General features: G+C 63.9%; 20 protein-coding genes and 1 pseudogene. 17 read left to right on the forward strand and 4 right to left on the reverse strand.

Annotated features, from left to right (window positions below):
* Positions 1-20: 20 nt before the first annotated feature.
* Positions 21-1,955, forward strand: coding sequence for an alkyl/aryl-sulfatase (locus VKR55_RS26780; RefSeq protein ID WP_324408134.1), 1,935 nt, complete (start codon positions 21-23; stop codon positions 1,953-1,955).
* A gap of 164 nt (positions 1,956-2,119) precedes the next feature.
* On the opposite strand, the gene VKR55_RS26785 is transcribed toward VKR55_RS26780, so the two are convergent.
* A complete protein-coding gene (locus tag VKR55_RS26785) occupies positions 2,120-3,190 on the reverse strand; it encodes a glycosyltransferase family 4 protein (RefSeq protein ID WP_324408137.1) in 1,071 nt (356 codons plus the stop codon).
* Between the two features lie 303 nt (positions 3,191-3,493).
* Here VKR55_RS26785 and VKR55_RS26790 point away from each other — a divergent pair, with 303 nt between their 5' ends.
* The 4 genes from VKR55_RS26790 (at position 3,494) to VKR55_RS26805 (ending at position 9,376) form a co-directional block, all read left to right on the forward strand.
* Positions 3,494-5,257, forward strand: a complete 1,764-nt coding sequence (locus VKR55_RS26790) for an ABC transporter ATP-binding protein (protein WP_324408138.1) — start codon at positions 3,494-3,496, stop codon at positions 5,255-5,257.
* 63 nt (positions 5,258-5,320) lie between these two features.
* A complete protein-coding gene (locus tag VKR55_RS26795) occupies positions 5,321-7,522 on the forward strand; it encodes an amylo-alpha-1,6-glucosidase (RefSeq protein WP_324408140.1) in 2,202 nt (733 codons plus the stop codon).
* A gap of 27 nt (positions 7,523-7,549) precedes the next feature.
* Positions 7,550-8,044 carry a PRC-barrel domain-containing protein gene (locus VKR55_RS26800; protein ID WP_324408142.1) on the forward strand — a complete coding sequence of 165 codons (495 nt, stop codon included), beginning with the start codon at positions 7,550-7,552 and terminating at the stop codon, positions 8,042-8,044.
* Between the two features lie 78 nt (positions 8,045-8,122).
* Positions 8,123-9,376: an MFS transporter gene (locus tag VKR55_RS26805; protein WP_414642463.1), complete on the forward strand. Its 1,254-nt coding sequence runs from the start codon at positions 8,123-8,125 to the stop codon at positions 9,374-9,376.
* Between the two features lie 8 nt (positions 9,377-9,384).
* On the opposite strand, the gene glgA is transcribed toward VKR55_RS26805, so the two are convergent.
* Positions 9,385-10,800: a glycogen synthase GlgA gene (glgA, locus tag VKR55_RS26810; protein WP_324408145.1), complete on the reverse strand. Its 1,416-nt coding sequence runs from the start codon at positions 10,798-10,800 to the stop codon at positions 9,385-9,387.
* 174 nt (positions 10,801-10,974) lie between these two features.
* Here glgA and VKR55_RS26815 point away from each other — a divergent pair, with 174 nt between their 5' ends.
* The 8 genes and pseudogenes from VKR55_RS26815 to VKR55_RS26850 form a co-directional block, all read left to right on the forward strand.
* Positions 10,975-12,180 (forward strand): CaiB/BaiF CoA transferase family protein, encoded by a 1,206-nt coding sequence (locus VKR55_RS26815; protein WP_324408147.1) that lies wholly within the window; start codon positions 10,975-10,977, stop codon positions 12,178-12,180.
* 95 nt (positions 12,181-12,275) lie between these two features.
* Positions 12,276-13,817 carry an ABC transporter substrate-binding protein gene (locus tag VKR55_RS26820; protein WP_324408148.1) on the forward strand — a complete coding sequence of 514 codons (1,542 nt, stop codon included), beginning with the start codon at positions 12,276-12,278 and terminating at the stop codon, positions 13,815-13,817.
* 6 nt (positions 13,818-13,823) lie between these two features.
* Positions 13,824-14,774 carry an ABC transporter permease gene (locus VKR55_RS26825; protein WP_324408150.1) on the forward strand — a complete coding sequence of 317 codons (951 nt, stop codon included), beginning with the start codon at positions 13,824-13,826 and terminating at the stop codon, positions 14,772-14,774.
* A complete protein-coding gene (locus VKR55_RS26830; RefSeq protein WP_324408152.1) occupies positions 14,761-15,636 on the forward strand; it encodes an ABC transporter permease in 876 nt (291 codons plus the stop codon). Before VKR55_RS26825 ends, VKR55_RS26830 begins: the two co-directional genes overlap by 14 nt.
* Complete coding sequence (locus VKR55_RS26835) at positions 15,633-16,628, forward strand: ABC transporter ATP-binding protein (protein WP_324408154.1); 996 nt, start codon at positions 15,633-15,635, stop codon at positions 16,626-16,628. The genes VKR55_RS26830 and VKR55_RS26835 overlap by 4 nt, the downstream gene beginning before the upstream one ends.
* Positions 16,625-17,593, forward strand: a complete 969-nt coding sequence (locus VKR55_RS26840; RefSeq protein ID WP_324408156.1) for an ABC transporter ATP-binding protein — start codon at positions 16,625-16,627, stop codon at positions 17,591-17,593. The genes VKR55_RS26835 and VKR55_RS26840 overlap by 4 nt, the downstream gene beginning before the upstream one ends.
* Positions 17,594-17,630: 37 nt before the next feature.
* Entirely contained in the window at positions 17,631-18,701 is a 1,071-nt protein-coding gene (locus VKR55_RS26845; RefSeq protein WP_324408158.1) for an alcohol dehydrogenase, read from the forward strand.
* 255 nt (positions 18,702-18,956) lie between these two features.
* Positions 18,957-19,184 (forward strand): annotated as a pseudogene (locus VKR55_RS26850) (adenylate/guanylate cyclase domain-containing protein); the annotation flags it as partial.
* 257 nt (positions 19,185-19,441) lie between these two features.
* Here the strand turns inward: VKR55_RS26850 and VKR55_RS26855 are convergent.
* The gene (locus VKR55_RS26855) at positions 19,442-20,305 is read right to left on the reverse strand and encodes a DUF5677 domain-containing protein (RefSeq protein ID WP_324408159.1); all 864 of its coding nucleotides are present in this window, start codon (positions 20,303-20,305) and stop codon (positions 19,442-19,444) included.
* A gap of 917 nt (positions 20,306-21,222) precedes the next feature.
* Here VKR55_RS26855 and VKR55_RS26860 point away from each other — a divergent pair.
* The 3 genes from VKR55_RS26860 (at position 21,223) to VKR55_RS26870 (ending at position 24,438) form a co-directional block, all read left to right on the forward strand.
* Positions 21,223-22,302: an isocitrate/isopropylmalate dehydrogenase family protein gene (locus VKR55_RS26860; RefSeq protein WP_324408161.1), complete on the forward strand. Its 1,080-nt coding sequence runs from the start codon at positions 21,223-21,225 to the stop codon at positions 22,300-22,302.
* Between the two features lie 200 nt (positions 22,303-22,502).
* Positions 22,503-23,090 (forward strand): alpha/beta hydrolase, encoded by a 588-nt coding sequence (locus VKR55_RS26865; RefSeq protein ID WP_324408163.1) that lies wholly within the window; start codon positions 22,503-22,505, stop codon positions 23,088-23,090.
* A 25-nt stretch (positions 23,091-23,115) separates the two neighbouring features.
* Complete coding sequence (locus tag VKR55_RS26870; protein WP_324408164.1) at positions 23,116-24,438, forward strand: flavin-containing monooxygenase; 1,323 nt, start codon at positions 23,116-23,118, stop codon at positions 24,436-24,438.
* A gap of 103 nt (positions 24,439-24,541) precedes the next feature.
* Here VKR55_RS26870 and ald read toward each other — a convergent pair whose 3' ends face one another.
* A complete protein-coding gene (gene ald / locus VKR55_RS26875) occupies positions 24,542-25,681 on the reverse strand; it encodes an alanine dehydrogenase (RefSeq protein ID WP_324408165.1) in 1,140 nt (379 codons plus the stop codon).
* A 126-nt stretch (positions 25,682-25,807) separates the two neighbouring features.
* Here ald and VKR55_RS26880 point away from each other — a divergent pair, with 126 nt between their 5' ends.
* Positions 25,808-26,275 (forward strand): Lrp/AsnC family transcriptional regulator, encoded by a 468-nt coding sequence (locus VKR55_RS26880; RefSeq protein ID WP_324408167.1) that lies wholly within the window; start codon positions 25,808-25,810, stop codon positions 26,273-26,275.
* The last annotated feature ends 115 nt before the right edge of the window (positions 26,276-26,390 follow it).

Raw genomic sequence — 26,390 nt, forward strand, 5'->3', positions numbered from 1 at the left:
TAGGGAACAGGAGGATGATCGTGAGCCAAGCCGCCGTCAGCGAAGCCCCGAAGGAAGCCTCGCCCTTCGTGATCGCTCAGCAACGGGCGGTGCGCGATGCGCTGCCCTTCGTCGACATTGCCGATTTCGACGACGCCGCGCGCGGTTTCCTCGGCACCATCGAGCACGCGAAGATCAATTCGGCGTCCGGCCGCGTGGTCTGGAGCCTCGAACCTTATGGCTTCCTCTTCGCGACCGAGGCGCCGCCAACCGTCAATCCGAGCCTGTGGCGGCAGTCGCGGCTCAACATGTGGCACGGCCTGTTCGAGGTGGTACCCGGCGTCTATCAGGTGCGCGGGCTCGACATCGCCAACATGACGCTGATCGAGGGCGATACGGGCGTCATCGTGCTGGATACGCTGACCTCGATCGAGGGCGCGCGTGCTGCGATGGAGCTTTACTTCCAGCACCGCGGCAGGAAGCCCGTCACGGCGGTGATCTTCAGCCACACCCATACCGACCATTGGGGCGGCGCGCGCGGCGTGCTCGACGAGGCGACCTTGGCGAGCGGCAAGGTGCCGATCGTCGCGCCCAATCTGTTCATGGAGCACGGGGTCTCCGAGAACATCATCGCGGGACCGGCGATGCTGCGCCGTGCGCAATATCAATTCGGGCCATTCCTTGCAAAGGGCCCGCGCGGACACGTCGATTGCGGACTCGGCAAGTCGATGGCGGCGGGCGCAGTCGCGCTGGTGCGGCCGACCGATCTGATCATGGCGACCGGCGACAAGCGGGTGATCGACGGCGTCGCGTTCGAATTCCAGATGGCGCCGAACAGCGAGGCGCCGGCGGAGATGCATGTCTACGTGCCGCGCTACAAGCTTTTGAACCTCGCGGAAAACTGCACGCATAATTTCCACAATCTGCTGCCGTTCCGCGGCGCCGACGTGCGCGACGCGCTCGCCTGGTCGAAATATCTCAACGAGGCGTTGAAAATGTGGGGCGGCAAGGCCGAGGCCATGTGCGGCCAGCATCACTGGCCGGTGTGGGGAGGGGAGCGGATCGACACCATGATCCGCCAGCAGCGCGATCTCTACAAGTTCGCGCATGACCAGACCATCCGCCTGATGAATCACGGGCTGACGGCGGCCGAGATCGCCGAGACCATCCGATTGCCGAAGAGCCTCGACGGCGCATGGCACACCCGCGGCTATTACGGTCACATCCGCCATAACGTGAAAGCGATCTACCAGAAATATCTCGGTTGGTATGATGCCAATCCCGTCCATCTCGATCCGCTGCCGCCGGTCGCGGAGGGCAAGAAATATGTCGAGTATATGGGAGGCGCAGATGCGATCCTGTCGCGCGCGAAAAAGGACTTCGACAAAGGCGAGTTCCGCTTTGTCGCGCAGGCGCTGAGCCATCTCGTGTTCGCCGAGCCCGACAACGTGGCGGCGCGTGCGATGCTCGCCGATACGTTCGAGCAGCTCGGCTATGCCGCCGAAAGCTCGACCTGGCGCAACGCCTATCTGTTCGGCGCGCAGGAATTGCGCCAGGGCATGCCAAAGACGTCGCCACGGCCGCCGATGCCGCGCGAGACGCTCGCAGCACTGCGCACCGAGCAGCTCTGGGACGTGCTCGGCGTGCGGCTCAACGGGCCGAAGGCGGAAGGCAAGCGCATCGTGCTGAACTTCAGCTTTACCGACACCGGCGAGACCTTTGTGCTCAATCTCGAAAACGCGGCGTTGACCTACACCGAAGACGTGCAGTCGGAAAAGGCCGATGCCAGCTTCTCGCTCGCGCGGGCCACGCTCGACGAGGTGATCGCCAAGCAGACGAGCTTTCCGGAAGCCGTCACCGCGGGCAAGGTCAAGCTGAGCGGCGACCCGATGAAGCTCGCCGACCTCATGGGCCTGATGGACGAGTTTCCGCGCATGTTCGAGATCGTCGAGCCGAAGCGGTCGGCGGTGACGTAGCCGTCATTGCGAGCCACCGGGTCCGCGCGAACGCGCGGCCCGATGACAGGCTCCACGTAGGGTGGGCAAAGCGAAGCGTGCCCACCATCTTACACCTCAGCAAGGTGGTGGGCACGGCGCGAAGTGCGCCTTTGCCCACCCTACGGTTTTCGTCGCCGCGCTCCTTATTCGGCGCTGCTCACCAGCCTGATCTTCGGCTCCGCCTTTTCCATCAGGCCGCGATAGACGGTGAGATAGTCGAGCGCCATTCGCCGGGCCGTGAAATGCATCTCGAATTGCCGGCGGATTGCGGCGCGGTCGAGCCCGGATAGACGGTCGACGGCGCTCACCGCGCTGATCTCGTCCTCGACGATGAAGCCGGTAACGCCATCCTCGATGATCTCCGGCACCGATCCGCGGTTGTAGGCGATGACGGGCGTGCCGCAGGCCAAAGCCTCGATCATGACGAGGCCGAACGGCTCCGGCCAGTCGATCGGCACCAGAAGGCCGATCGCGCCGCTGAGAAAATCCGATTTCTCGTGATCGCTGATCTCGCCGATATAGTCGACCAGCGGATTGCCGACGATGAGCGGCGAAATGAGCTGGTCGTAATAGTCCTGGTCGGCGCGGTCGACCTTGGCGGCGATCTTGAGCGGAATGTCGCAACGCATGGCGATCTTGATCGCGCGGTCGACGCCCTTTTCCGGCGCGATTCGGCCCAGCACGGCGAGATATTCGGGCTTCGCCGGTTGTGGCGTCAAAAGCCCTTCGGGCAGACCGTGGTGGATGGTGCGCACCCAGTTTGCGTGCGGCACCGGCCGGCGCTGCGCGTTGGAGATCGAGATCACGGGAGCCTTTGAAAAGGTCGCGAACACCGGCTGGTGCTCCGGCAGGTCAAGCCGGCCATGCAGCGTGGTGAGAAAGGGCGTCGGCTGCCGGTAGAACAGCGAGAATGGATAATAGTCGAGATGGAAGTGCAGGAAGTCGAATTCCTCATCGTCACATTTTTGGCGGACGCGCTCCAGCATCACCATGTGCAGCGCATTTGGGTCGCGTACCGCGCCGTCAAGGCGCAACGCCTTTGGCCACGTCGCATCAAGTTTGGCCGAAGTGCGGGAGTCGCCGCTGGCGAACAGTGTGACGTCATGTCCCAATGCGACCAGTTCTTCGGTGAGCCAATGCACCACCCGCTCGGTGCCGCCATAAAGCTTGGGTGGAACAGCCTCCGTCAACGGCGCGACTTGCGCGATGCGCATCTCACGTTCTCCTTTTCGTGATCATGGAAGGACTGCCCCCTGGTTAGCGGCACTGGCGAATGCCGGACAGGGAACGCTGCCGCAAAAGCGAAGTTCCGGATGCCGAAAATTACTTATCCGAAAGCTACGCATGTTCGTCGCATGTTCGTCGCGAAGTTGCCACGCCTTCAGGCTCGAAGGGTCACCATCGCTGCCCAGAATTGCGACACGTGAAACGCGACTAAAGTGGGAACTGGGTGGAAGGCTAAGTCGTTCACTGACCGGAACTTCCGCACTCGAACCCTCCGACAGGTATTAGCATCCATGGACCAGCTTTCAGGATACGCGCACCGCCCCTTTCGCTTCGTGTTGCGCTATCTGCGCCAGCGGCCAGCGTCACATCTCCTTATCTTGACATGCGTCATAGCCGCGGTTGCCTGCTCGACGAGCACGCAATACGGCGTAAAGTTTCTGGTGGACTGCCTTTCAGCGGGGTCTGAGCACGCAACCGGTGTATGGCTGGCCTTCGTTTTTCTCATGTCGCTGATCGCCGCCGACAATTTTCTGTGGCGGATCGCAAGCTGGATCGCGAGCTTCACCTTTGTCGGCGTCACCGGCGATTTGCGCCGCGACATGTTCCGTCATCTCACCGGCCATGCGCCGAGCTATTTCTCCGATCGCCTGCCTGGCATGCTGACCAGCCGGATCACCGCGACCTCGAACGCGATCTTCACGGTCGAGAACATGTTCGTCTGGAATGTGCTACCGCCGTGCATCGCCACAATTGCGGCCATCAGCCTGATTGGAACGGTGAGCCTGCCGATGGCGGGGGGGCTGATCATCATCGCCGGGGGCATGGTGATCGCCATGTTCCATCTCGCTGCGGCCGGAAAGCCGCTGCATGACGATTTCGCCGGCAAGGCCGCAGCCGTCGACGGCGAGATGGTCGACGTCATCAACAACTTGCCCCTCGTGCGCGCCTTTTGCGGGCGGAGCCATGAGCACAATCGCTTTGACGCGACGGTGAGGCGCGAAATCCTCGCGCGCGGGCGAAGCCTGCGTTATCTCGAAAAGCTGCGGCTCACCCACGCGGCGGTTACGGTGGTGATGATCGTTGCGCTGCTCGCCTGGGGCATCCGGCTCTGGGAGCAGGGTGGTGCGACCACCGGCGACGTCGTGCTGATCTGCACCCTCGGTCTTTCCATCCTGAACGCCACGCGCGATCTTGCGGTGGCGCTGGTCGATGTCACCCAACATGTAGCGCGAATGACGGAAGCGATCGCAACGCTGCTGCAGCCGCATGAGCTCTGCGACCATCCAGAAGCCGAGCCGCTGATCCGCAGCGGTGCGGCGATCGCCTTCAACAATATTTCGTTCCAATATCCCGGCGGACCGCGGGTGTTCGACCGCTTCAGCCTGCGACTGCAGCCCGGTCAGCGCGTCGGGCTGGTCGGCCAGTCCGGCGGCGGCAAGTCGTCGCTGTTCGTGCTGCTACAGCGTTTCTATGACGTCGATCACGGCAGCATTACCATCGACGGCCAGAATATTGCGCGGGTGATGCAGGAAAGCCTGCGCCATGCGATCTCGGTCGTTCCGCAGGATATCTCGCTGTTCCATCGCTCCATCCGGGAAAACATCCGCTACGGCCGTCCTGATGCGACCGATGACGAGGTGTTGCGCGCGGCGATTGCGGCGCGCTGCGACTTTGTCGAAAGTTTGCCGGATGGACTCGACACCATGGTCGGCGACCGTGGCGTGAAGCTGTCGGGCGGCCAGCGCCAGCGCATCGCGATTGCTCGCGCATTTTTGAAAGACGCGCCGATCCTGCTGCTCGATGAGGCGACCGCCGCGCTCGACGGCGAATCCGAGGAGCTGATACGCGAGGCGTTGGCGCGACTGATGCGCGGCCGCACGGTTATCGCGATCGCGCATCGGCTGTCCACCTTGCGCAATTTCGATCGCGTGGTAGTGCTGAAGGCCGGCCGCATCATCGAGGACGGTCCGCCGGACCGCCTGATGCAGGGGCAGGGGCCTTATCGCGAATTGGTGACGCAGGAAATGAGCCGGCTCGCGAAGTTTGCCGCCTGAGCAGGCGGAGGCGTTCAGTCGGTTGCGTTCCGCGTCGCGCGTCAGCAATACTTCGAGGTCATCATGGCCGAAGCCGTCACCCAGGTCATCGCGAGCACGCTGGTCCTCGAGCGCATCCCAGAGCAGCCCTTCTACATTCCGATGACCGGGCCGGCGGCCCGGTTGCGTCGTTCCCTCAAGCACGATGACACCTTTATCGTGCTCGACAGCCACGGCGATATCGGTGCCTCCGCCGGTGGTCCGGACGGGCTGTTCCATGCCGACACGCGCTATCTCGCGCGACTGCAGCTTGTGTTCGAGGACACGCAGCCGCTGTTGCTCGGTTCCAATTTGCGCGACGACAATTCGTCGCTGACGGTCGATCTCACCAATCCCGACGTCTATCGTCAGGGCCGGCTGGTGCTTGAGAAGGACATGCTGCACATCGTGCGCACGGTCTTCCTGTGGCGTGGCACGGCCTACCAGCGCGTCGGCTTGCAGAACCACGGCGACCGCCGTGCCAGTTTCGACATCACGCTTCTGTTCGACAACGACTTTGCTGATCTTTTCGAAGTGCGCGGCGAGAAGCGCCAGCGCCGCGGCGTCGGCTCGGCCAGGTTGCTCGGGCCGGCCGACGCCGTCCTGGATTACAGGGGGCTCGATGATGCAGCGCGCATGACCGCGCTGCACTTCGATCCGCGGCCGACGCGTCTCGCGGTCAATGCCGCGACCTGGCATTGCGATCTCGAACCGCATCAGACCCACTCGCTGTTCGTTTCGGTCTCCTGCAACAAGCCGGCTGAGCCGAAGCTCAAGCGGTTCTTCCCGGGGCTGCTCGCACATCGTCGCGAGATGCGGTCCTCGACCATGGGCGCGACCAGCATCGAGACCTCGAACAACATCTTCAACGAGGTGCTGTGCCGTTCAATGGCCGACCTCAACATGCTGATGACGGAAACACCGCAGGGCCGCTATCCTTATGCCGGCATCCCCTGGTATTCCACCACGTTCGGCCGCGACGGCATCATCACCGCGCTGCAGATGCTGTGGATCGATCCCAGGGTGGCGCGCGGAGTGCTGAGACGGCTCGCGTTCTATCAGGCGACATCGGTTGATCCGCTCGCCGATGCCGAGCCAGGAAAGATCCTGCACGAGATGCGGGGCGGTGAGATGGCGGCGCTGCGCGAGGTGCCGTTCGCGCAATATTACGGCAGCGTCGATGCAACGCCATTGTTCGTGCTGCTCGCCGGCCTCTACGGCGAACGCACCGGCGACGCCGGGACGCTGGCGGAGTTGTGGCCCGCGGTAGAGGCGGCGCTACGCTGGATCGAGGGGCCGGGCGATCCCGATGGCGACGGCTTTGTCGAATACCAGCGCGCGACCGATGCCGGCTTGCGCAATCAGGGCTGGAAGGATTCCTATGACGCGATCTTCCACGCCGATGGCCGTCTCGCCGAAGGCAATATCGCGCTTGCCGAAGTGCAGGGCTATGTATTCGCAGGCAAGCTTCTCGCCGCGCGCTGCGCGCGGCGGCTCGGCCGGCTCGACGTCGCCGATCGGCTGGAGATGGAGGCGCATCGGCTCGCCAAGCGTTTCGAGGATAGCTTCTGGTGTGAGGAGCTCGGCACCTATGCAATCGCGCTCGATGGCAAGAAGCGCCCTTGCGCGGTGCGTTCGTCGAATGCCGGACATCTGCTATTCAGCGGCATGATCTCCGAGGACCGCGCGCGCCGCGTGGCGGTTGATCTGCTCCGGCCGCATTTCTTCACCGGCTGGGGCATTCGCACCATCGCGCTTGGCGAAGCCCGCTACAATCCGATGTCCTACCATAACGGCTCGATTTGGCCGCACGACAATGCGCTGATCGCGCTTGGGCTCGCGCGTTACGGCCTGAAACACGAGGTCGATCAGGTCTTCAGGGGCCTGTTCGATGCCGCGACCTATATGGACCTGCGGCGGCTGCCGGAACTGTTTTGCGGCTTCCGTCGCGAAAAGCATCGCGGGCCGACGCTCTATCCGGTTGCGTGCGCGCCGCAGGCCTGGGCCAGCGCCACGCCTTTTACGCTGCTGGAGGCTGTGCTCGGACTGGAATTCGATGCCGAACGCGCCGAGATCCGGCTGCGCAATCCGCGCTTGCCGGCCTTTCTCAATGAGGTCATCCTGCGCGAACTGCAGTTGGGCTCCTCGAGCGTCGACTTGAGGATCACGCGCCATGGCGACGACGTCTCGCTGGAGGTGCTGCGCCGGCGCGGGCAAATCCAGGTGTCGATCGTGCTCGCGCGCTGAGTGGGCGCCAACAGACGGGGAGAGCATATGCGCGGAAGATGCTGGTTCATCTGCTTGGGCCTCTCTTTCCTCGTCGCGGCGACAGCCGTGCGCGCGGCGGACGAACCGCAGCAAACCACCGCGCCTGCCGCTCCGCCGCCGGCGGCAGCACCAAAACAGCAGGCTGCGCCGCCGCCCTCGGTCACCGTCATCGCACCCAAGGAAGCCTATGGTGTGCTCGGCCGCGATGTCCGCAGTCCCACGGACGAGGACATGGGACACATCGTCGACGTCATCGTCGACCACGCCGGCACGGTGCGCGCAGCCGTGATCGACTTCGGCGGGTTCCTCGGCGTCGGCAGCCGCAAGATCGTGGTCGACTGGAACGCGTTGCATTTCGGCCGCGTCAACAACAAGAGCGACAGCATCACGCTGGAGCTCACCAAGGCACAGGTCGCAGCCGCCCCCGAATACAAGGAAGACACACCGATTGTGGTGCTGGGCGCGGCCGGCAAGCTTTCACCCTTCGACTACGAGCATTAGGCAGGGAGGAGGGGCATTCTGGTCGCGCGCCCATTTCATTTCAACGAGCGAAGTGGTGGTGATCGCAAGGGGGGCGCGATCGGCAAGAATGATATTGTGTCGCTTCCGCCGAGTACGTCCGAAGGCGAGCCGCATCCTTCGAAGCAGAGCCTGCGCGGTCTCGACTGGTTCATCTTCTTTCTCGCCGATGTCCAAACCGGTTTTGGTCCGTTCATCGCGGTCTATCTCACCACGCAGAAATGGACGCAGGCCCAGATCGGCCTGGTGCTGTCGATCGGGAGCGTGGTCGGCTTGCTCGGGCAGATGCCGGGCGGCGCGATCGTCGACGCGGCGCGCTCGGAGCGCCGGGTCGCAGGCTTTGCGATCGTGACCATCGGCTGCGCTGCGCTCGCTTATGCGGCGCTGCCGATCTTTCCGGTGGTGGCGACAGCCGCCACGTTGCACGCCGCAGCGAGCTGCGTGCTGGGACCTGCGATCGCCGCGATCAGCCTCGGCCTGGTCGGACCGCACGCGATCGGCGAACGGCTCGGGCGCAACGCACGCTTTGCCTCGCTCGGCAATGGCATGGCCGCGGCCGTGATGGGCACCTGCGGCTACCTCATCTCCAGCCGATCGGTGTTCCTTGTCACCTTCTGCCTTGCGATCCCGACTTTGATCGCGCTGTCGCGCATCCGCGAGGCCGAAGTCGATGTTGAGCGCGCTCACGGCGCCATTCTGCGCCCGGCGCCCGATCCGCAGGCGACCAGCGTCGTGAAGCTGGTGCGAAAGCGCCCACTCCTGATCTTCGCCGGCTGCGTGCTGCTGTTGCAGCTCGCCAATGCCGCGATGCTGCCGCTGATGGCGGGCGTCGTCACCACGCGGTCGAGCCAATGGGCGCCGGTGCTGATCGCATTCTGCATCGTGGTGCCGCAGGCGATCGTGGCGTTGATGTCGCCGTCGGTCGGCGTCAAGGCCCATACCTGGGGCCGGCGCCCGCTGCTCCTGATCGGCTTCGCCGCGCTCGCCATTCGCGGCGTTCTGTTTGCCGTCGTGCACGATCCCTTTGTGCTCGTCGCCGTGCAGGTTTTCGACGGTATTACCGCGTCGGTGTTCGCCGTGCTCGTGCCCTTGACGGTGGCGGACGTTGCCTTTGGCAGCGGCCATTTCAACCTCGCGCAAGGCATTGTCGGGACCGCGACCGGCATCGGCGCCTCGCTCTCGACCGTGCTCGCGGGCTACATCAGCGACGCGGTGGGTAGCCCGGTCGCCTTCCTCTCCCTTGCCGGCGTCGCGGCGCTGGGACTGGTCATGATTGCACTGATCATGCCGGAGACGGCGCACGTGGAGGGGTAGGATCGCACTTAGGGCGCGACCGTCTTGCGGTAGAGCGCGCCGTAAAGCGCGGCCGACAGATGCCAGCTAAAGGAGCGCGCCATGGCCCTGCGCCGCATGGCGTCAAGGCGCTCGGTCGACACGAAGGTGGAGAAGGCGCGCCGCACGCCGCCGAGGAAGGAATCGATCGATGGCTTCGAGAACAGAAAGCCGGTCTCGCCGTCGGTGATGGTCTCGGCGAGGCCACCGGTCTGATGGCCGATCGGCAGCGAGCCGAAGCGCTGCGCATACATCTGACTCAGGCCGCACGGCTCGAAGCGCGAGGGCATCAGCGTGAAATCGCTGCCGGCGAAGACGCGCCGCGCCTGCGCGTCGTTGAAGCCGATCACGACACCGATCGCATCCGGCCTGCGGCGATGTGCGGCCACCAGCGCCTGCTCGAACTTCGGCTCGCCCGATCCGGTGACGATGATCTGTCCGCCGCGTTCGACAATCTCGTCGGCGGCAGACAACACGAGATCGATTCCCTTCTGGTGCACCAGCCGCGCGACCAGGCCGAAGATCGGGCCACGCGAAAGCGCAAGCCCGAATTGCTTGCGCACGTAGTCGGCATTGGCGCGCTTGCCCGCCCAGTCGCCGGCGGCAAAGGGCTGGGCGAGCTGCGCGCAGACGCGCGGGTCCCAGCTCTCGTCGATGCCGTTCAATATGCCGGTCAGCTCCGACGCATTCGAGCGGACACGAAGCAGGCCTTCGAGGCCGCAACCGTATTCCGGCGTCGTGATTTCCCGCGCATAGGTGGCGCTGACCGTGGTGAGGTGGGAGGCGTAGACGAGGCCGCCCTTGAGGAAGGACAGCTTGTCGTAGAACTCGACGCCGTCGATGTGGAACGAGCTTTCCGGCGCGCCGATCCGTCGGAGCGAGTCCCGCGGAAACAGCCCCTGATAGGCGAGATTGTGAATGGTCAGGATGGTGGGCAGCCGCGCGCCGCTCCAGGCGAGGTAGGCCGGCACCAGCGCGGCCGGCCAGTCATTGGCGTGCACGAGGTCGGCTGCCCAATTCCTGTCCAGCATGCCCAAAGCCAATTCGGCGGCGGCCGACGCCAGACGCGCAAAGCGGATATCGTTGTCCGGCCAGTCGCGCCCGGTCTCGTCGCCATAGGGGTTGCCAGGCCGGTCGTAGAGCTCGGGGCAAAGCAGGACATAGACCGGCAGGCCATCGCGTGTTGCGGCTCGCCCGAGGGCACAGGCCGGCATCTCGCCGCGGGCTCTGCACTCGCCAACGGCTTGAATCTGCGTGAGTTGTTCGACGACGTCCCGGTATCCGGGGAGCAGGACCCTTACATCGGCCCAGGGACGAAGCGCTCTTGGCAACGCGGCCGAAACGGCGCCCAACCCGCCCACCCGGACGAAGTCGTCCATTTCTGTCGTTACAAAGAGAACTTTCAAGTATTGCCCCTGAAAAGGACCCGTATGTTGCTATGCAAGAACGGGTTCAATTTCCTCACAACCGGCGGACTTGCTGCCGGTTCCTATCGACGCTTCCTTAAGTCGTCTCCGCCATCTAGGTTCGGTTCAGGCGACCAGCAAAAAAAGCTGGCCGCCGCTTCGGGAGGATTTTGAATGACAATACCTCAGCTCAATGAGGACCATTTGACAGGAAGCTTTTCGGGCCTTCGCGTGATCGATTTTTCGACCACGATCGCGGGCCCGCATTGTGCGCGGATGCTCGCCGACATGGGCGCCGAGGTGATCAAGATCGAGCCCGCCGAGGGCGAGACCATGCGCTCGCGCCCGCCGCTGCGATCCGGCTGCTCCACCGTGTTCGGCCAGCTCAATGTCGGCAAGAAGAGCCTCGTGCTCGATTTGAAGTCGAAGGCGGGGACCGAAGCGATCCGCCGGCTGGTTGCGACCGCCGACGTGCTGGTCGAAAATTTCCGTCCCGGCGTGATGCGGCGCTTGCGGCTCGACTACGAGACGCTGCGGCCGCTCAACCCGAAGCTCGTCTATTGCTCGATCTCCGGCTACGGCCAGACCGGCCCGTCCGCGGAGCGTCCGGCCTATGCGCCGGTGATCCATGCCGCTTCGGGCTACGACATGGCGCATCTGGCCTACCAACCCGGGCGCAAGCGGCCGGATTATTGCGGCATCTATCATGCCGACGTGTTCAGCGGCGCCTACGCCTTCGGCGCCATCGCCTCCGCCCTCTATCAGCGCACGATCACGCATAAGGGCCAACACATCGACGTGTCGATGCTGGAATCCATGCTGTTGCTGACGTTGAACGAGGTGCAGTGGTCGCAATTCACCGTTCCGGCGACCTCGCGGCCGATGTTCGGCCCGATCGCAACCGCGGACGGCTACGTCATGCTGGCGATCGCGAGCGAGAAGACCTTCCAGGGCCTGATGAAGGTGATCGGCCGTCCCGAATGGGTGACCGACCCGCGCTTTCTGGCCTATGGCGACCGCCGCAACAACTGGTCCGAGCTGATGGATGGCGTCGAAGCCTGGTCGCGTACCGTCACCACCGAGACATGTCTCGCCGAACTCAACCGCGAGGGCGTGCCGTCCTCGGCCTATCGCACTGTGGCGGAGGCGCTGGCTGACCCGCAGATCGCCCATCGCCGTGCACTGGCCGAAGTGGAGGATGGCGGCGGAACGTTCAGAATGATGAACCTGCCGTTCCGGATGTCGGGCGCCAGAGTCGCCGCGGGAAAACGGGTCTCGACGCTCGGCGAGCACACGCGCGCGCTTTTGAAGGAGACCGGCCTCTCGGAGGAGCAGATCGCGGCTTTCTCAGGGAGACCCCTGGTCGCGGAGGGCCGCTAAGGTCGATCTTGCCGCAGCTTGCGTTTCCCGCCAAGCTGCTCCGACGCCGCCAACGATCCGGACAACACGGACGCTCGGCTCTGGAGGAGATTCCGATGAAGGTGCTGACCTCAGCGCGCACGCTTGCGCCAATTTTCCTTGTCACGGCATTTGCAGCAATTGCTTTCGCGAGCCCCGCGAGCGCGCAGAAGCAAGGCGGCACCATCACCGTCGGGCAGGAGCTGGACATTCCCGGCTTCGATCCCTTGAAGGTCGGCGTGTTCGATACGTCGGCGGAAACCGCCGCCTCGGCGATCTTCGATACGCTGACGACTCTCGACGACAAGGGCAACGTGCAGCCGAAGCTCGCGCTGTCCTGGACCCACTCGGATGATTACAAGACCTGGACCTACAAGCTCCGGCCGGGAGTCAAATTCCAGGACGGGACACCGTTCAACGCCCAGGCGGTGAAGGAGAATTTCGACCGGCAGAAGGACCCGGCCAACAAGTGCCGCTGCGCCTTCTACATCTCCTATATCCACGATGTGCAGGCGCCGGACGACTTGACGGTCGTCTACCACCTCAACGATCCCTCGGTAAACGCGCCGGCGCTTGCGAGTCTGCCGAGCGCCAATGGCGTCATCCAGTCACCGACCGCATGGAAGACCAAGGGTGACGACTATAATCGCAACCCGGTCGGCACCGGTCCCTACATCCTGAAATCATGGAACGCCGGCGACCGCATGGTGCTGGAGAAGAACCCGGACTACTGGAACAAGGGTCATCCCTATCTCGACCGCATTATCTTGAAGCCGTTGCCGGACGCCCAATCGCGCTTCGCGTCGCTGCAATCCGGTGAGGCCGACATCATCTGGGACGACGAATACGACGCCGACAACATCCAGAGGGCGCTGAAAGACCCGAAGATGGCCGTGCATACCTATAAGGGATCAGGTGCGCAGGTCTATGCCTTCAATACCAAAACGCCTCCTTTCGACGACGTCCGCGTGCGCCAGGCGCTGGTGATGGCGATCGACCGCAAGAAGATGTCGCAGGCGATCACCAACGGTCTGTCGCGCCCCGCCACCAATCCTTACGGCGACGGCTCCTGGGTGAAGTGCAAGGACGACGGCGCATTGCCGGAGGATCCCGAGAAGGCCAAGGCGCTGCTCAAGGATTACGGCAAGCCGGTCGACTTCAAGATGCTCGTTACCGCAACCCCGCGCGGTCGTGCCGTCGGTCAGGTGATGCAGCAATTCTGGAAGCAGGTCGGCGCCAACATGGAAATCGAGCAGGTCGATCAGGCAACGATCCCCCCGCGTGCCTTCATGCGCCAATTCCAGTTGACGCCATGGCGCATCATCGATCTCGCCGATCCCGATCCGCAGATGTATGCGAACTTCCACACCGGCAGCCCGGTCGCGCTCGCCAACTACAGCGATCCGGAGCTGGACCGGCTTCTGGAGCACGCGCGCACCACTGCCGATCTCGCCAAGCGAACCGAGGATTATTGCGCGATCAGCCGGCTCATCAACAAGCAGGCGATCTGGTTCTGGACCTTCCAGAACACCTATTACGCAATCTCGAGCAGCAAGCTGAAAGGCCTTCCGAAAATGTATAGCGGGGTGATTGACGTCTCCAACGCCTGGCTGGAATGATCCTCCATGCTCGGCTTCGTCGCTAGACGGCTGCTATATCTCCTGCCTGTGCTGGTGGCGGTCTCTCTGCTCACCTTCCTGATCGCCTCGCTTCTGCCGGGCGATCTCGCCTATGTGATCCTGGGCGACCAGGCGACGCCCGACAAGGTCGCGGCGCTGCGCCACGACATGGGCCTCGATCAGCCGGTGCTGATCCGTTACCTCGGCTGGCTCTGGCATATCCTGCAGGGAGATTTCGGCCGATCCTTCCGCACCGGCCAAACCGTGTTGCAGGCGGTCGCCGAGCGGCTGCCGGTTTCTTTCGAGCTGATGATCCTGGCCGAGCTGACGGGGCTTGTAATCGGCGTGCCGCTCGCGATCGTCTGTGCGGCGAAGAGCGGCGGCGCGTTCGACCGCTTCGTGACCTCGACCGCCTTCGGCATGCTCTCGGTCCCGACGTTTTTGTCCGCGATTCTCCTGATTTATCTCTTCGCCGTCGAGCTGCATCTCTTGCCGGCGACAGGCTATGTGCCGTTCTCCGAGGACCCGCTCGGCAATCTGCGCTTCTTCGTGCTGCCGGCGCTGACGCTCGCGCTCGCCGAATGGCCGGGCATCATGCGGGTGCTGCGCTCGGACATGATCGCGACCCTGCAGGAAGACTATATCGCGCTCGCCAGGGCGAAAGGCCTGAAACCCTCGCGCATCCTGTTCGTGCATGCGCTGAAGCCGTCATCACTGACCCTCGTCACCATCACCGGCATCAATATCGGTCGCCTGATCGGCGGCGCCGTGATCGTGGAGTCGATCTTTGCGTTGCCGGGAATCGGCCGGCTCCTGGTCGGCGCGATCTATACCCGCGACCTCATCATCCTGCAGGGCGTGGTGCTCCTGGTCGCCGCCGGCTTTGTCATCATGAACTTCATCGTCGACATGCTCTACGCGGTGATTGACCCGCGGATCCGCCATGGCCACGCTTGATCTTGCCCTTGAGGAAGAGGTTGTTGCGGCGCTACCTGCGCGGCGGAAGCGCCGGCTCGGGCCGGTATTCTGGGCGGCAATTGCGTGGATGGTCTTCATCTTCGTGGCGGCGATTTTCGCCGACGTTCTGCCGCTGCCCAGCCCGACCGACATGGACATGCTGAACCGGCGCGCACCGTTCTCGGCGCTGCACTGGCTCGGGACCGACGGGCTCGGCCGCGACGAGCTGGCGCGGCTCGTCTATGGCGCGCGCATTTCCCTCATCGTCGGCCTCGGCGCGCCGGTGATCGGGGTCACCATCGGCGGCGCGCTTGGCATGCTCGCCGGCTATTTCCGCGGCCGCTTCGAGACGCTGGTGGTGGGCAGCATGGACGTGCTGCTCGCCTTTCCGCCGCTGATCCTGGCACTGGCCGTCACAGCCTATCTCGGCCAGTCGATCCTCAATCTTACCTGCATCCTCGGCATGCTCGGCATTCCCGCCTTCATGCGGGTCGCGCGCGCCGCTACGCTTACTTTGGCGCGGCGCGAGTTCGTGATTGCGGCGCAAGCGCTCGGCGCGAGCCATGCACGCATCCTGCTTCGCGAGCTATTGCCCAACGTCATGCTGCCGCTGTTGGCCTTCTTCCTGCTCGGCGTTGCGGTGATCATCGTCGCCGAAGGCGCGCTGTCGTTCCTGGGGCTCGGTGTCCCGCCGCCGATCGCGAGCTGGGGCAGCATGATCGGGGAGGGGCGCGAGAGCCTCGACGTCGCGCCGCAGCTCGCCTTCCTTCCGGCGATTGCAATGTTTTTGACCGTGCTCTCCTTCAATCTCGTTGGCGATACGCTGCGAGCACTCACCGATCCGCGGCAGGGCGCGCTGTGAACGGCGCGGCGCTGCTTTCCGTCGAAGCCGTCTCGGTCGATCTGCCGACCGTGCGGGGCAATCTGCGCGCGGTGGATCAGGTCGATCTCCACCTTGCCGCCGGCCAGACGCTTGGCATTGTCGGCGAATCCGGCTGCGGCAAGACCATGCTGTCGCGCGCGATCCTGCAATTGCTGCCGAAGAAGGCAAAGCTCGCAGGCCGGGTGATCTTCGATGGGCAGGATCTGGCTCACTGCAGCGCGGAGGCCCTGCGAAAACTTCGAGCACGCTCGCTCGCCGTCGTGTTTCAGGACCCGATGACCTCGCTCAATCCGGTGCTCACCATCGGCACACAGTTGATCGAAACGCTGCAGGAACATCTGGAACTCGATGCGGCGGCGGCGAAGAGGCGCAGTGGCGAGCTGCTCGCCGCGGTCGGAATCCCGGCGCCCGAGCAGCGGCTTTCGCAATACCCGCACCAGCTTTCGGGCGGCATGCGCCAGCGTGTAGCGATCGCGATCGCGCTCTCCTGCGAGCCAAAACTCCTGATCGCGGACGAGCCGACCACGGCGCTGGACGTCACCATCCAGGCGCAAATTCTCGATCTGCTCGCGCGCGAGCAGAAGCGGCGCCACATGGCCATGATCATCATCACCCATGACCTCGGCGTCGTCGCCGGCCGCACCGACGATGTTGCGGTGATGTATGCCGGCCGCGTGGTCGAGCGCGCGCCGACCCAAGCCCTGTTCAAGCAGATGCACATGCCCTACACCGAGGCGCTGCTTGCCGCGATCCCGAAGCTCGAGACCGCGCCGCACACGCCGCTGCCGGCGATCTCGGGACGGCCGCCAGACCCGACCCGGCCCCTCAAGGGTTGCTCGTTCTCGCCGCGCTGCCGCTATGCCGCCGGCCGTTGCGAGAGCGAGAAGCCGCCTCTGGTACCTGCGGAGATGGCCGCCCATCAATATGCCTGCTTCCATCCGATCAGGCTTGCGGCGGACGCGACGGCATGATGCAGCAGGCCGCGACATCGCCGCTTCTCAAGGTGGAAAACCTCGTCGTCGAATATGTCGTCGGCAACAAGATCGTGCATGCAGTCTCCGATGTCAGCCTCGAGATCGCGCGCGGCGAGACGCTGGGGCTGGTCGGCGAATCCGGATGCGGCAAATCCACCCTTGGCCGCGCCGTGTTGCAGCTACGGCCGGCGGTATCCGGAAAAGTCCTTTTCGACGGCGAGGATTTGACGGCCATGCAAGGCGAGGCCTTGCGGAAGATGCGCCGGCGCGTGCAGCTCATCTTCCAGGATCCGATCGCTTCCCTCAATCCGCGGCGCCGGATCGGCGACATCGTCGCCGAACCGCTCGTCATCGCCGGCGTGAGGGATGCGAAAGAGCGGCACGACCGCGTCTGCAAGGTGTTGAACGCGGTCGGACTCGACCCCGCGCTCACGATCGGCCGGCTGCCGCATGAGTTCTCCGGCGGGCAATGCCAACGTATCTGCATCGCCCGCGCCCTGGTGCTCAACCCCGAATTCATCATTTGCGACGAGCCGGTGTCCGCGCTCGATGTCTCCATTCGCGCGCAAATCCTCAATCTCCTGGAGGAGATGAAGGCGCGCTTCGGGCTGACGCTGCTGTTCATCGCGCACGACCTCGCCGTGGTCAAAGCAGTCAGCGACCGCGTCGCGGTGATGTATCTCGGCCGGTTGTGCGAGGTCGCCCCTTCCGAGGAGCTCTTTGCCAGGCCGGCGCATCCCTATACCGCTCTGCTGCTCGAGGCGATCCCGGTGCCCGATCCCGACATCAAGCCGGCAGAGCGTGTCGCGGTCGGCGAGCCGCCGTCACCGATCGCGCCGCCCTCGGGCTGCCGTTTCCGCACCCGCTGCCCACGCGCTGATGAGCGTTGCGCGCGCGAGGTGCCGGAATTGCGCCCGGTTGGGCCGCGCCAATCTGTAGCTTGCCATCACCCGCTGACGTAAATAAAGACGAAATCAAGAAAACGCCGGGAGTGACGCCATGAAGAGTTTTCAGGTCACCGATTTCAATGCACCCTTAAAGGAAGTCGATCAGCCGACGCCACAGCCCTCGGGCACGCAGGTGCTGATCAAGGTGAAGGCCGCCGGCGTCTGCCATAGCGACCTCCATATCTGGGAAGGCGGCTACGAGCTCGGCCATGGCCGCAAGCCGCTCTCTCTGAAAGACCGCGGCGTGTCGCTGCCGCGCACCATGGGGCACGAGACCGTCGGCGAGATCGTCGCCTTCGGTCCCGATGTGAAGGACAGCGACAAGGGCGGCCTCAAGGTCGGCACCGTTGCGCTGGCCTATCCCTGGCTCGGTTGCGGCAAATGCCCGACTTGCCTCGCGGATGACGAGAACATGTGCGCGATCAAGCCGAACGCGATCGGTGTCTATTGCGACGGCGGCTACGCCGATCACATGACGGTGCCGCACCCGAAATATCTGATCGACCTGAAGGGACTCGATCCCGTGACCGCCGCGCCTTACGCCTGCTCGGGCGTCACCACCTATTCGGCGCTGAAGAAGGTCGCGAAGGATTTTGACACTCCGATCGTGATCTTCGGTGCCGGCGGCCTTGGGCTGATGGCGCTGTCGCTGTTGAAGGCGATGGGCGGCAAGGGCGCGATCGTGGTCGACATTGACGCCAGGAAGCGCGAGGCCGCGGAAAAGGCCGGCGCGCTCGCGACCGTCGACGGCAAGGCGCCCGACGCCCTGCAGCAGCTCGCGCAAAAGGCCGGCGGCCCGATCCGCGCCGTGATCGATCTCGTCGGCAACGCCCAGACCACGCAGCTCGGCTTCGATTGCCTGACCAAGGGCGGCAAGCTCATCATCGTCGGCCTGTTCGGCGGCGGCGCGACGTTCGCGCTGCCGCTGATCCCGATCAAGGCGGTCACCATCCAGGGCAGCTATGTCGGCAATCTCCGCGAGACGCGGGAGCTGCTCGATCTCGTGCGCACCAAGAATATCCCGCCGATCCCGGTGACCCCGATGCCGCTCGCCAGAGCCAATGACGCGTTGCTCGACCTGCAAAAGGGCAAGCTCGTCGGCCGCGCCGTGCTGACGCCGTAGCGGCGGCCGAGCGGGAATTGACTCATGTCCGCTCAACACCCAAGACCGGCGGAAAGCGGGCATCACCGGACTTCCGAGAAGGGCCAACAGGCGACATCGGCGGCACCCATTTCGAGCTATTTGCATACTCCCTCGGCATGGCCGGTCAGCGCGGCTGACCCTTTCAACTCGCGGCAATGACCAAGACCAGATCAAAGCGGGCTTGGCGCTGCGGTCTGATCCGTCATAGGATCACTTCACGGTTGGATTGCGGCCATGGTGCAAGAGCGGCCAGTCCGGGTCGAGCGCAGGTTGTCGGCGATATTGGCCGCCGACGTGGCTGGCTACTCGCGGCTCATGCATAATGACGAAGAGGCGACGCACGCCACACTGACAGCTCTCTTGACCGACGCTGTCGCCCCGGCAATTGGTGAGCACGGCGGCCGCATTGTCAAAAACACTGGCGATGGATTCTTGGCGGAATTTCCGAGAGCCCGTAGGGCGGATTAGCTTCAGCGTAATCCGCCGTCATGCTACGAGGCAACTCATCGCGATGTGTGCGCCGGGCTCCTCCCGCTCAAATGGGCGGCGAGATTGACAGCGACGAGGATTTCGGCGCGGATCGTGGACGCGGGCAAAAAGGCGGATTACGCTGACGCTAATCCGCCCTACGGCCGCGCTGCGAACGGCCAATAACGGTAGTATTTGCGTGAGTTGACCGAGCGCGCGACGGACTGAGCATAAGGTCGACTTACCTGCACCTAGGCTGGCTTACTAGATGCTTGCTTTTGCACGGGCGGTAATCCCCGGAAAAGCTCATGCACCTCGTCTCTAGTTGCCGTGAGAAGCACAGACGCGAGCGAGAGGCAGATCGTCGTGTAGCCTTCCTCGACTGGGCTAGGCAAGCCTCGACCGCGTTCCTGCATCCCCATTCGGTAATAGGACATCGGCAGGCCGTGGACGTGGCTTGAAAACAGTATGTTCAAGAATCTGTACGTCGGTTTATCCTGGCCGGCCCGCTCCATCATTTCCTCTATCGGAAAGAGGTAAGCAGCTTGACCGTTCAATAGCCGTGTTTGATGCCGTAGCGTTTGAAAATATGGGTTGGCTCTTAGACGATTCCGAATTTCCTCGGCTTGGGCCTGCAAACCCGCGACTTGATTAGGGTCATTCGGTTCCCGCGCTTCAAACAATCTTATCCGTGAATTGCAGTCGTGCAGATTGAGAAGGTTCCACCGACAATCCCATTCCTCGTCCGTACACTCATCCACGCAGAGGTAGTGGAACGCGGCGCGCAGCTCCATCATCGTGCGGAGGATCACGGCAGCAGAGGCATAGTCCCAATGCTCGATCATCTTGCTAGCCCAAGGACTGTAGGGTGCCAGCATCAACAGGCTCACGCTACGAGAAAGCATCGCGGTGAAAAGCACAGAAGCATAAAAGTGCTTTTGGGTTACAGCCTGGAGGCCGCCGTATTGCTTCGATACCGTAATGCACTCGCGGACAACGTTATCAAGCACAGTTAGAGCGCGCTGATAGTCGGTGGACGGCTCCGCTCCAATTTTACCCGCGCGAAAAATCTCGCTGTGCGTCATCCTGCGGCCAAGGCCGATAGCGCGCAGCATGTAGCGCGTGCTCCCTACAAGGCGCTCAAGGAACAGTCTGAGCAAAATCGAGGCCCGGCGCGTGTGGATGAGTCTGCTAAGATAAAGCCCTGATAATATCGCTTTCCCCGAAGATCAACGCAGTTAAGCCTGCTTCGGGTCAATCGCGCCGGTTTGGCACCGTGGCGATAAGGTCCGGTCTTCACCCCATACCTGCCATACTGGCGACCGGCGGACTGTGGCTTCGGCGGCACGACGGGCAAATCACTTCGCTTAATCAGAATCATGTCAAGCCCATTCCGCAAAAATATTCCGCTTCCGTTTTTCGGAAAGACATGATTATCTCCGCGCATCCCGCCTCCACCAGGAGGGGCGTATCGCGATCGTCACGGACGTTGGAAGCGGGGAGCGGTGGACGCGTTGGTGTCGCAAGACGAACGGCATTGAAGCGGACGTAGCGAAATCGTGCGGGTCCTGATCTCCCGACGCTGGGATCAAGCTTGACGGTGACGAACCGTCAGGTGACGGAGGCTAACAAGCCCGGCACTCCGGGGAGACCACGTATAAGCCGTGAACCATCGCGCAGGGAACGCCGGTTGTTTCGGCTGCCCTGTTGATGCTTGCGTGCGCAAAGTGCACTCTTTTTTGCACGCAAGGCTCGCGGGTGCGGCCAGCATCCGGTGTTCCCTGCGCCCTCCGACTTCTCGAGGGCGACGCATGATGCATCACTCGGGCATGTCGTGCCGCGGGAACGCTGGCGTGTGTCCTCTCCAATTCATCGCGAGCGAAGCGGCCTGCGCTGAAACAGTCTGGTTTGCTTCCGCCTTCGCTCTTCGAGCTATGGCGGACAGGTCGTCGCGGAGTCTATCATCGGGCCAGCCAAAAGGCCGGCCCTGTTGGCTCCTCGCAATGACAGCTCATTTCAACAAGGAATCTCCATGTCCGCCAACAACGCAATCCACGTCGCTGTCCTCGGCGGCGACGGTATCGGCCCCGAGGTGATGGCGCCGGCGCTGGAGATCCTGCGCAAGATCGAAGCCAAATCGGGCCTCAGCTTTCGCTTCACCGAGGCGCCGGCCGGTGCGAACCATTATAAGGAGACCGGCAAGTCGATGCCGGACTCCACGGTGCGGCTGTGCGAGGAGGCGGATGCGATCCTGCTTGGCGCCTGCGGCCTGCCATCGGTGCGCTACCCCGACAACACCGAGATCGCACCGCAGGTGGAGCTGCGCTTCATCTTCGACCTCTATGCCGGCGTCCGCCCGGCGCGGCTGATCCCGGGCGTGCCGAGCCCGATCGTCGGCGCCGATCAGCGCGGTATCGACCTGGTCCTGATCCGGGAGTCGACCGAAGGCTTGTTCGCCTCGATGGGAAAGGGCGTCGTGACGCACGAGGACGCGCGCGAGACGCTCGTCATCACGCGCAGGACCTCGGAACGGCTGTTCGAGTTTTCCTTCAAGCTTGCTGAGCGGCGCAAGCGGCGCGGCCGCCAGGGCGCTTTAGCCTGCGTCGATAAAGCGAACGTCTTCAAGGCCTTCGCCTTCTTTCGCGAGATCTTCGATGAGGCCGCTCAACGTCATCCGGACGTGAAGGCCGAGCACCTCTATGTCGACGCCTGCGCGGCCAACCTGGTCAAGCGGCCCTGGGATTTCGACGTCATGGTGACGGAGAACATGTTCGGCGACATCCTCTCCGATCTGACCGCGGGCCTGATCGGCGGCATGGGCATGGCGCCCTCGGCCGACATCGGCGACCGTTATGCGGTGTTCCAGCCCTGCCACGGCACCGCGCCCGACATCATGGGGCAAGGCAAGGCCAACCCGACCGGGATGATCCTGTCCGCGGCAATGATGCTGGATTGGCTCGCCGGCAAGCACGGCATCGAGAGTGCGGCTGAGGCAGCCGAGAGCATCGAGCGCGCGGTCGATCAGGCCTATGGCGGCGGCATCAAGCCGATGGAATTTGGCGGCAGCAACGGCACCGCGGATATCGCCAGGGCAGTGCTGGAGGCGCTGTAGGGCGGCGCCCGAAGGGGTGAGGGCGGCACCTGCCCCTCAGAAGCATGGCCAAAGTGTGGAAGTGGACCGTCGCCGCGCGCCCGTTCTGCTGCTGATCTTTGGCATCAGTTCCAATGCAGGTGGGTCCCATCACAGTTCCATGACTTGACGGGCAAAAACCAGCCATTGCAAATACCCCCAACAGGGGATCAGGCGCGAACGTGAAACTCTCATTGCTCCGATTGGCGGCGGCGCTGATTTGGTCGGCCGCCTTTTGCTTGCCCAGCCAGGCCAATGCGGCCGGGCAGAAGGTCTTTCTCATTCACGGCTTCATGAATGTCTTCTCCCCCGGGATCGACCAGCTCGCGGCCGAGCTGCGGGAACGCGGCGTTCAGACCGAGGTGTCCAACCACCTCACCTCGGCGCTGACTGCACGCGAGGCCATCGAGGAATGCGCATCCGGCCAGATCTCTTCGATCGTCCTGGTCGGCCATTCGCTCGGCGCGGCCGCGGTGATCGATGTCGCGAGGCACCTGCAGGAGGCAGGCATGACCGTCGCTCTGATGGTGACGCTCGATCCGGTGGCGGCGAGCCAGGCATCCGACAATGTGCGCCGGCTGGAGAATTATTACCTCTCCAACGGCATCGGCTCATCGATCCGCACGGATTCCAATTTCCACGGCCAGATCCAAAACGTCGATCTGTCCCAGCGGCCGGGGATGGATCATGTCGTGATGACGACGCTGCCCGATATTCACAAGCATATCATTGCTCAGATCGCGGCGGCGCAGGGGATTCCCTGCCGCTGACGCCTGTAGGTCGGGTTTCGAGCCCATGACTCCTTCCGCCGCACCGCGCGTGTGCGTCATCGGTGCAGGCCCGTGCGGTCTGACCACGGTCAAGAACCTGCTTGCCGCAGGCATCAGCGACGTCGTCTGCTACGAGGAAGCCTCCGCCATCGGCGGCAACTGGGTCTATGACGACGCACCCGACCGGCGAAGCGTCTACCGCGCGACGCGGCTGATCTCCTCGAAGCGCCTTTCCGAGTTCGAGGATTTTCCGATGCCGGCGGATTATCCGGATTTTCCCTCGCACCGGCAGATGCTCGACTATTTCAAATCCTATGCCGAGCGCTTCGGTGTGCTCGCGACGGTCGTTCTGAATGCGCATGTCGAAAGCGCCAAGCGCCTTCCTGATGGCAAATGGTCGGTCAGCGTCACCGGCCGCGACGGCCCGCGTGTCGAGACCTTCGATGACCTGATCGTCTGCTCCGGCCATCATCGCGAACCGCTGCTGCCGGACTATCCCGGCGCGTTCTCGGGCCGGGTGCTGCATTCGCGAGAATACAAGCGGCCGGAGCCGTTCGAAGGCCAGCGCGTTCTGGTCGTGGGCGGCGGCAATTCGGCCTGCGACATCGCGGTCGATGTGTCGCGCGTCGCCGCTTCCGTCAGCCTCAGCATGCGCCGTGGCTATTTCATCCTGCCCAAGGTGATGTTCGGCCGGCCGATCGACCAGCTCTATGCCCGGATGCGGAGCTATCTGCGCTTTGCGCCGCGCTTTGTGCAGGATGCGGTTGCGGACGCGACCGTGCGCTTGGAGCTGGGCCCGTGGGAGAAATACGGGCTGGAGAAGCCGGCAGGCCGGGCCACGGCTATGCACCCCACGCTCAATACCGCGATCCTCGCGGCGCTGCGTGACGGCGCCGTGGTTCCGCGTCGCGCGATCGCGCGACTTGACGGCGAGCGCGTCCATTTCAGCGATGGCTCGACCGGAACGTTCGACGCGATCATCTGGGCCACCGGCTACCGCTTCGGCTATCCATTTCTCGATGATGCGATCATGGGGCCGGACTTCACGCATTTCCCGCCGCTCTATCTGACCATGATGCATCCGGGAATCGAGAGCCTGTTCTTCATCGGCTTGTTTCAGCCGATCGGATGCATCTGGCGCCTCGCCGACCACCAGGCCCGCATTGCGGCGCTCCAGATCAAGGGCGTGCTCAAGCGTCCGACCGACGTCGCAGCAAGAAGCGCCGGCGAAGCGAGCCGGCGGCGGCGCCGGTTTGGCGCGGCGCCGCGCCACTTGATCGAGGTCGACTATCACGATTTCCGGCACGCGCTCCTGCGCGAGCTCGGCGAATTCGCGCGTCCAGCCTAAGCGCGATTATCGCGCTTAAGCTTTTTTAGTTGCGCATGATCTTTTCGGAAAACCGCTTCACACCCCGCATCAAGCGCGGGGCAGGCTTTTTCCGGATCATGCGTTAACTTACCTGCGCGAGTGGGGCCTGCGACAGCAGCGTCTCCGCCGGCCGGTAGGGTAGGCCGTGGGCGGCTGCCACCGGTTCGCATGTGACATGGCCGGCGCAGACGTTAAGTCCGGCGCGCAGATGCGGATCGTCGCTCAAGGCCCTGCGCCAGCCCTTGTCGGCGAGCGCCAGCGTAAACGGCAGCGTCGCGTTGTTGAGCGCAAAGGTCGAGGTCCGCGCCACCGCGCCCGGCATGTTGGCGACGCAGTAGTGCACGACGCCGTCGACGACATAAGTCGGATGCGAGTGCGTCGTGGGTTTCGAAGTTTCGGCGCAACCGCCCTGGTCGATGGCGATGTCGACCAGTACCGCGCCCTGCTTCATGGTGCGGAGCATCTCGCGGGTGATCAGCTTGGGCGCGGACGCGCCGGGCACGAGCACCGCGCCGATGACAAGATCGGCTTTCGTCACCCATTCGCGGATCGCCGCGCGTGTCGAGAAGATGGTCTGCACCCGTCCGCCGAAATGATCGGACAGCCGCCGCAGTGCTTCCAGCGAACGGTCGAGGATCGTGACATGCGCGCCCATGCCGAGCGCAATCGTCGCGGCATGGGTGCCGGAGACGCCGCCGCCGATGATCAGCACGTCGGCCGCCGGCGCGCCGGGTACGCCGCCCAAGAGAATGCCGCGGCCACCGGCCGCCTTCTCCAGTGCATGCGCGCCGACCTGCGGTGCAAGACGGCCCGCGACCTCCGACATCGGCGCCAATAGCGGCAGGCCGCCACTCGCGGAGGTGACAGTCTCATAGGCGATGCAGATGGCGCCGCTCTTGATCAGGTCCTCGGTCTGGGCCCGATCGGGCGCAAGGTGCAGGTAAGTGAACAGCGTCTGTCCATTGCGCAGCATCCTGCGCTCGGCCTCCTGCGGCTCCTTGACCTTCACGACCATGTCTGCGCGCGCGAAGATTTCGCCGGCAGTAGCGACGATGGTTGCGCCCGCGGCGCGGTACTCCTCGTCGGTCAAGCCCGAGCCGAGCCCGGCCGAGGTCTCCACCAGCACGGAATGGCCGTGGTGGACGAGTTCGGTCACGACAGCCGGTGTCATGCCGACGCGAAACTCGTTGTCCTTGATCTCCCTGGGAACACCTACAAGCATCGCGAGCCTCCTTGAACCTGATGCGCCACGATAACTTGACAACGCGAAGATTAATGGTCGAATTTAGTGCCCGATGGATAGTGGGCACAATTTTATTGCGAGATTTGCAAAAATAGAAGCAGAATCATGCAGGAAGAGACGCTGGACCAGCGCGACCGGGCCATCCTCCGCGAGCTGATGCGCAACGGCCGCCTCACCAATGCGGAGCTCGCCGAGCGGGTGAACCTGTCGCCGTCCGCCTGCCTGCGCCGCGTGCGGGCGATGGAGGAGAGCGGCCTGATTGCGGGCTACGTCATGCTGCTCGACACCGCTCGTGCCAACATGCCGGGCGTCGCCTTCGTGTCGGTCACGCTGAAGGACCAGGGGCGCTCGACGCTCGACAAGTTCGAGCTGGCCGCGCAGCGCTACCCGGAAATCTCCGAATGCTATCTGATCGCCGGTCCCGCCGATTACGTGCTGCGGGTGGTCTATCGCGACTCCGCCGACTTCGAGCGCATTCACACCAAGGTGCTGACGCAGTTGCCGGGCGTGATGCGCGTGCAATCGGCGCTGACGCTGCGTACCGTCAAGCGCACCACGGCGCTGCCGATCTGAGGCGCGGGGCCGGCGGTGGGCTTTGGCGCACCTGCCCCGCACGATCTGAAACGCGAAGCATGATTTTGGTGGGGTACGAACCGGCGTCTCTTCCGCGGCCCCGCAGCCACCGGGT

Source organism: Bradyrhizobium sp., assembly GCF_035309285.1.
Taxonomy (GTDB): domain Bacteria; phylum Pseudomonadota; class Alphaproteobacteria; order Rhizobiales; family Xanthobacteraceae; genus Bradyrhizobium.

Bases quoted from the DNA above. Each gene is read 5' to 3' on its own strand.
- VKR55_RS26830 (WP_324408152.1), top strand. From the start codon at position 14,761: ATGGCCACGCTTGATCTTGCCCTTGAGGAAGAGGTTGTTGCGGCGCTA.
- VKR55_RS26800 (WP_324408142.1), top strand. From the start codon at position 7,550: ATGCGCGGAAGATGCTGGTTCATCTGCTTGGGCCTCTCTTTCCTCGTC.
- VKR55_RS26790 (WP_324408138.1), top strand. From the start codon at position 3,494: ATGGACCAGCTTTCAGGATACGCGCACCGCCCCTTTCGCTTCGTGTTG.
- VKR55_RS26840 (WP_324408156.1), top strand. From the start codon at position 16,625: ATGATGCAGCAGGCCGCGACATCGCCGCTTCTCAAGGTGGAAAACCTC.
- VKR55_RS26785 (WP_324408137.1), bottom strand. From the start codon at position 3,190: ATGCGCATCGCGCAAGTCGCGCCGTTGACGGAGGCTGTTCCACCCAAG.
- VKR55_RS26815 (WP_324408147.1), top strand. From the start codon at position 10,975: ATGACAATACCTCAGCTCAATGAGGACCATTTGACAGGAAGCTTTTCG.
- VKR55_RS26870 (WP_324408164.1), top strand. From the start codon at position 23,116: ATGACTCCTTCCGCCGCACCGCGCGTGTGCGTCATCGGTGCAGGCCCG.
- VKR55_RS26880 (WP_324408167.1), top strand. From the start codon at position 25,808: ATGCAGGAAGAGACGCTGGACCAGCGCGACCGGGCCATCCTCCGCGAG.
- VKR55_RS26845 (WP_324408158.1), top strand. From the start codon at position 17,631: ATGAAGAGTTTTCAGGTCACCGATTTCAATGCACCCTTAAAGGAAGTC.
- VKR55_RS26860 (WP_324408161.1), top strand. From the start codon at position 21,223: ATGTCCGCCAACAACGCAATCCACGTCGCTGTCCTCGGCGGCGACGGT.
- ald (WP_324408165.1), bottom strand. From the start codon at position 25,681: ATGCTTGTAGGTGTTCCCAGGGAGATCAAGGACAACGAGTTTCGCGTC.
- VKR55_RS26825 (WP_324408150.1), top strand. From the start codon at position 13,824: ATGCTCGGCTTCGTCGCTAGACGGCTGCTATATCTCCTGCCTGTGCTG.
- VKR55_RS26820 (WP_324408148.1), top strand. From the start codon at position 12,276: ATGAAGGTGCTGACCTCAGCGCGCACGCTTGCGCCAATTTTCCTTGTC.
- VKR55_RS26795 (WP_324408140.1), top strand. From the start codon at position 5,321: ATGGCCGAAGCCGTCACCCAGGTCATCGCGAGCACGCTGGTCCTCGAG.
- VKR55_RS26855 (WP_324408159.1), bottom strand. From the start codon at position 20,305: ATGCTGCGCGCTATCGGCCTTGGCCGCAGGATGACGCACAGCGAGATT.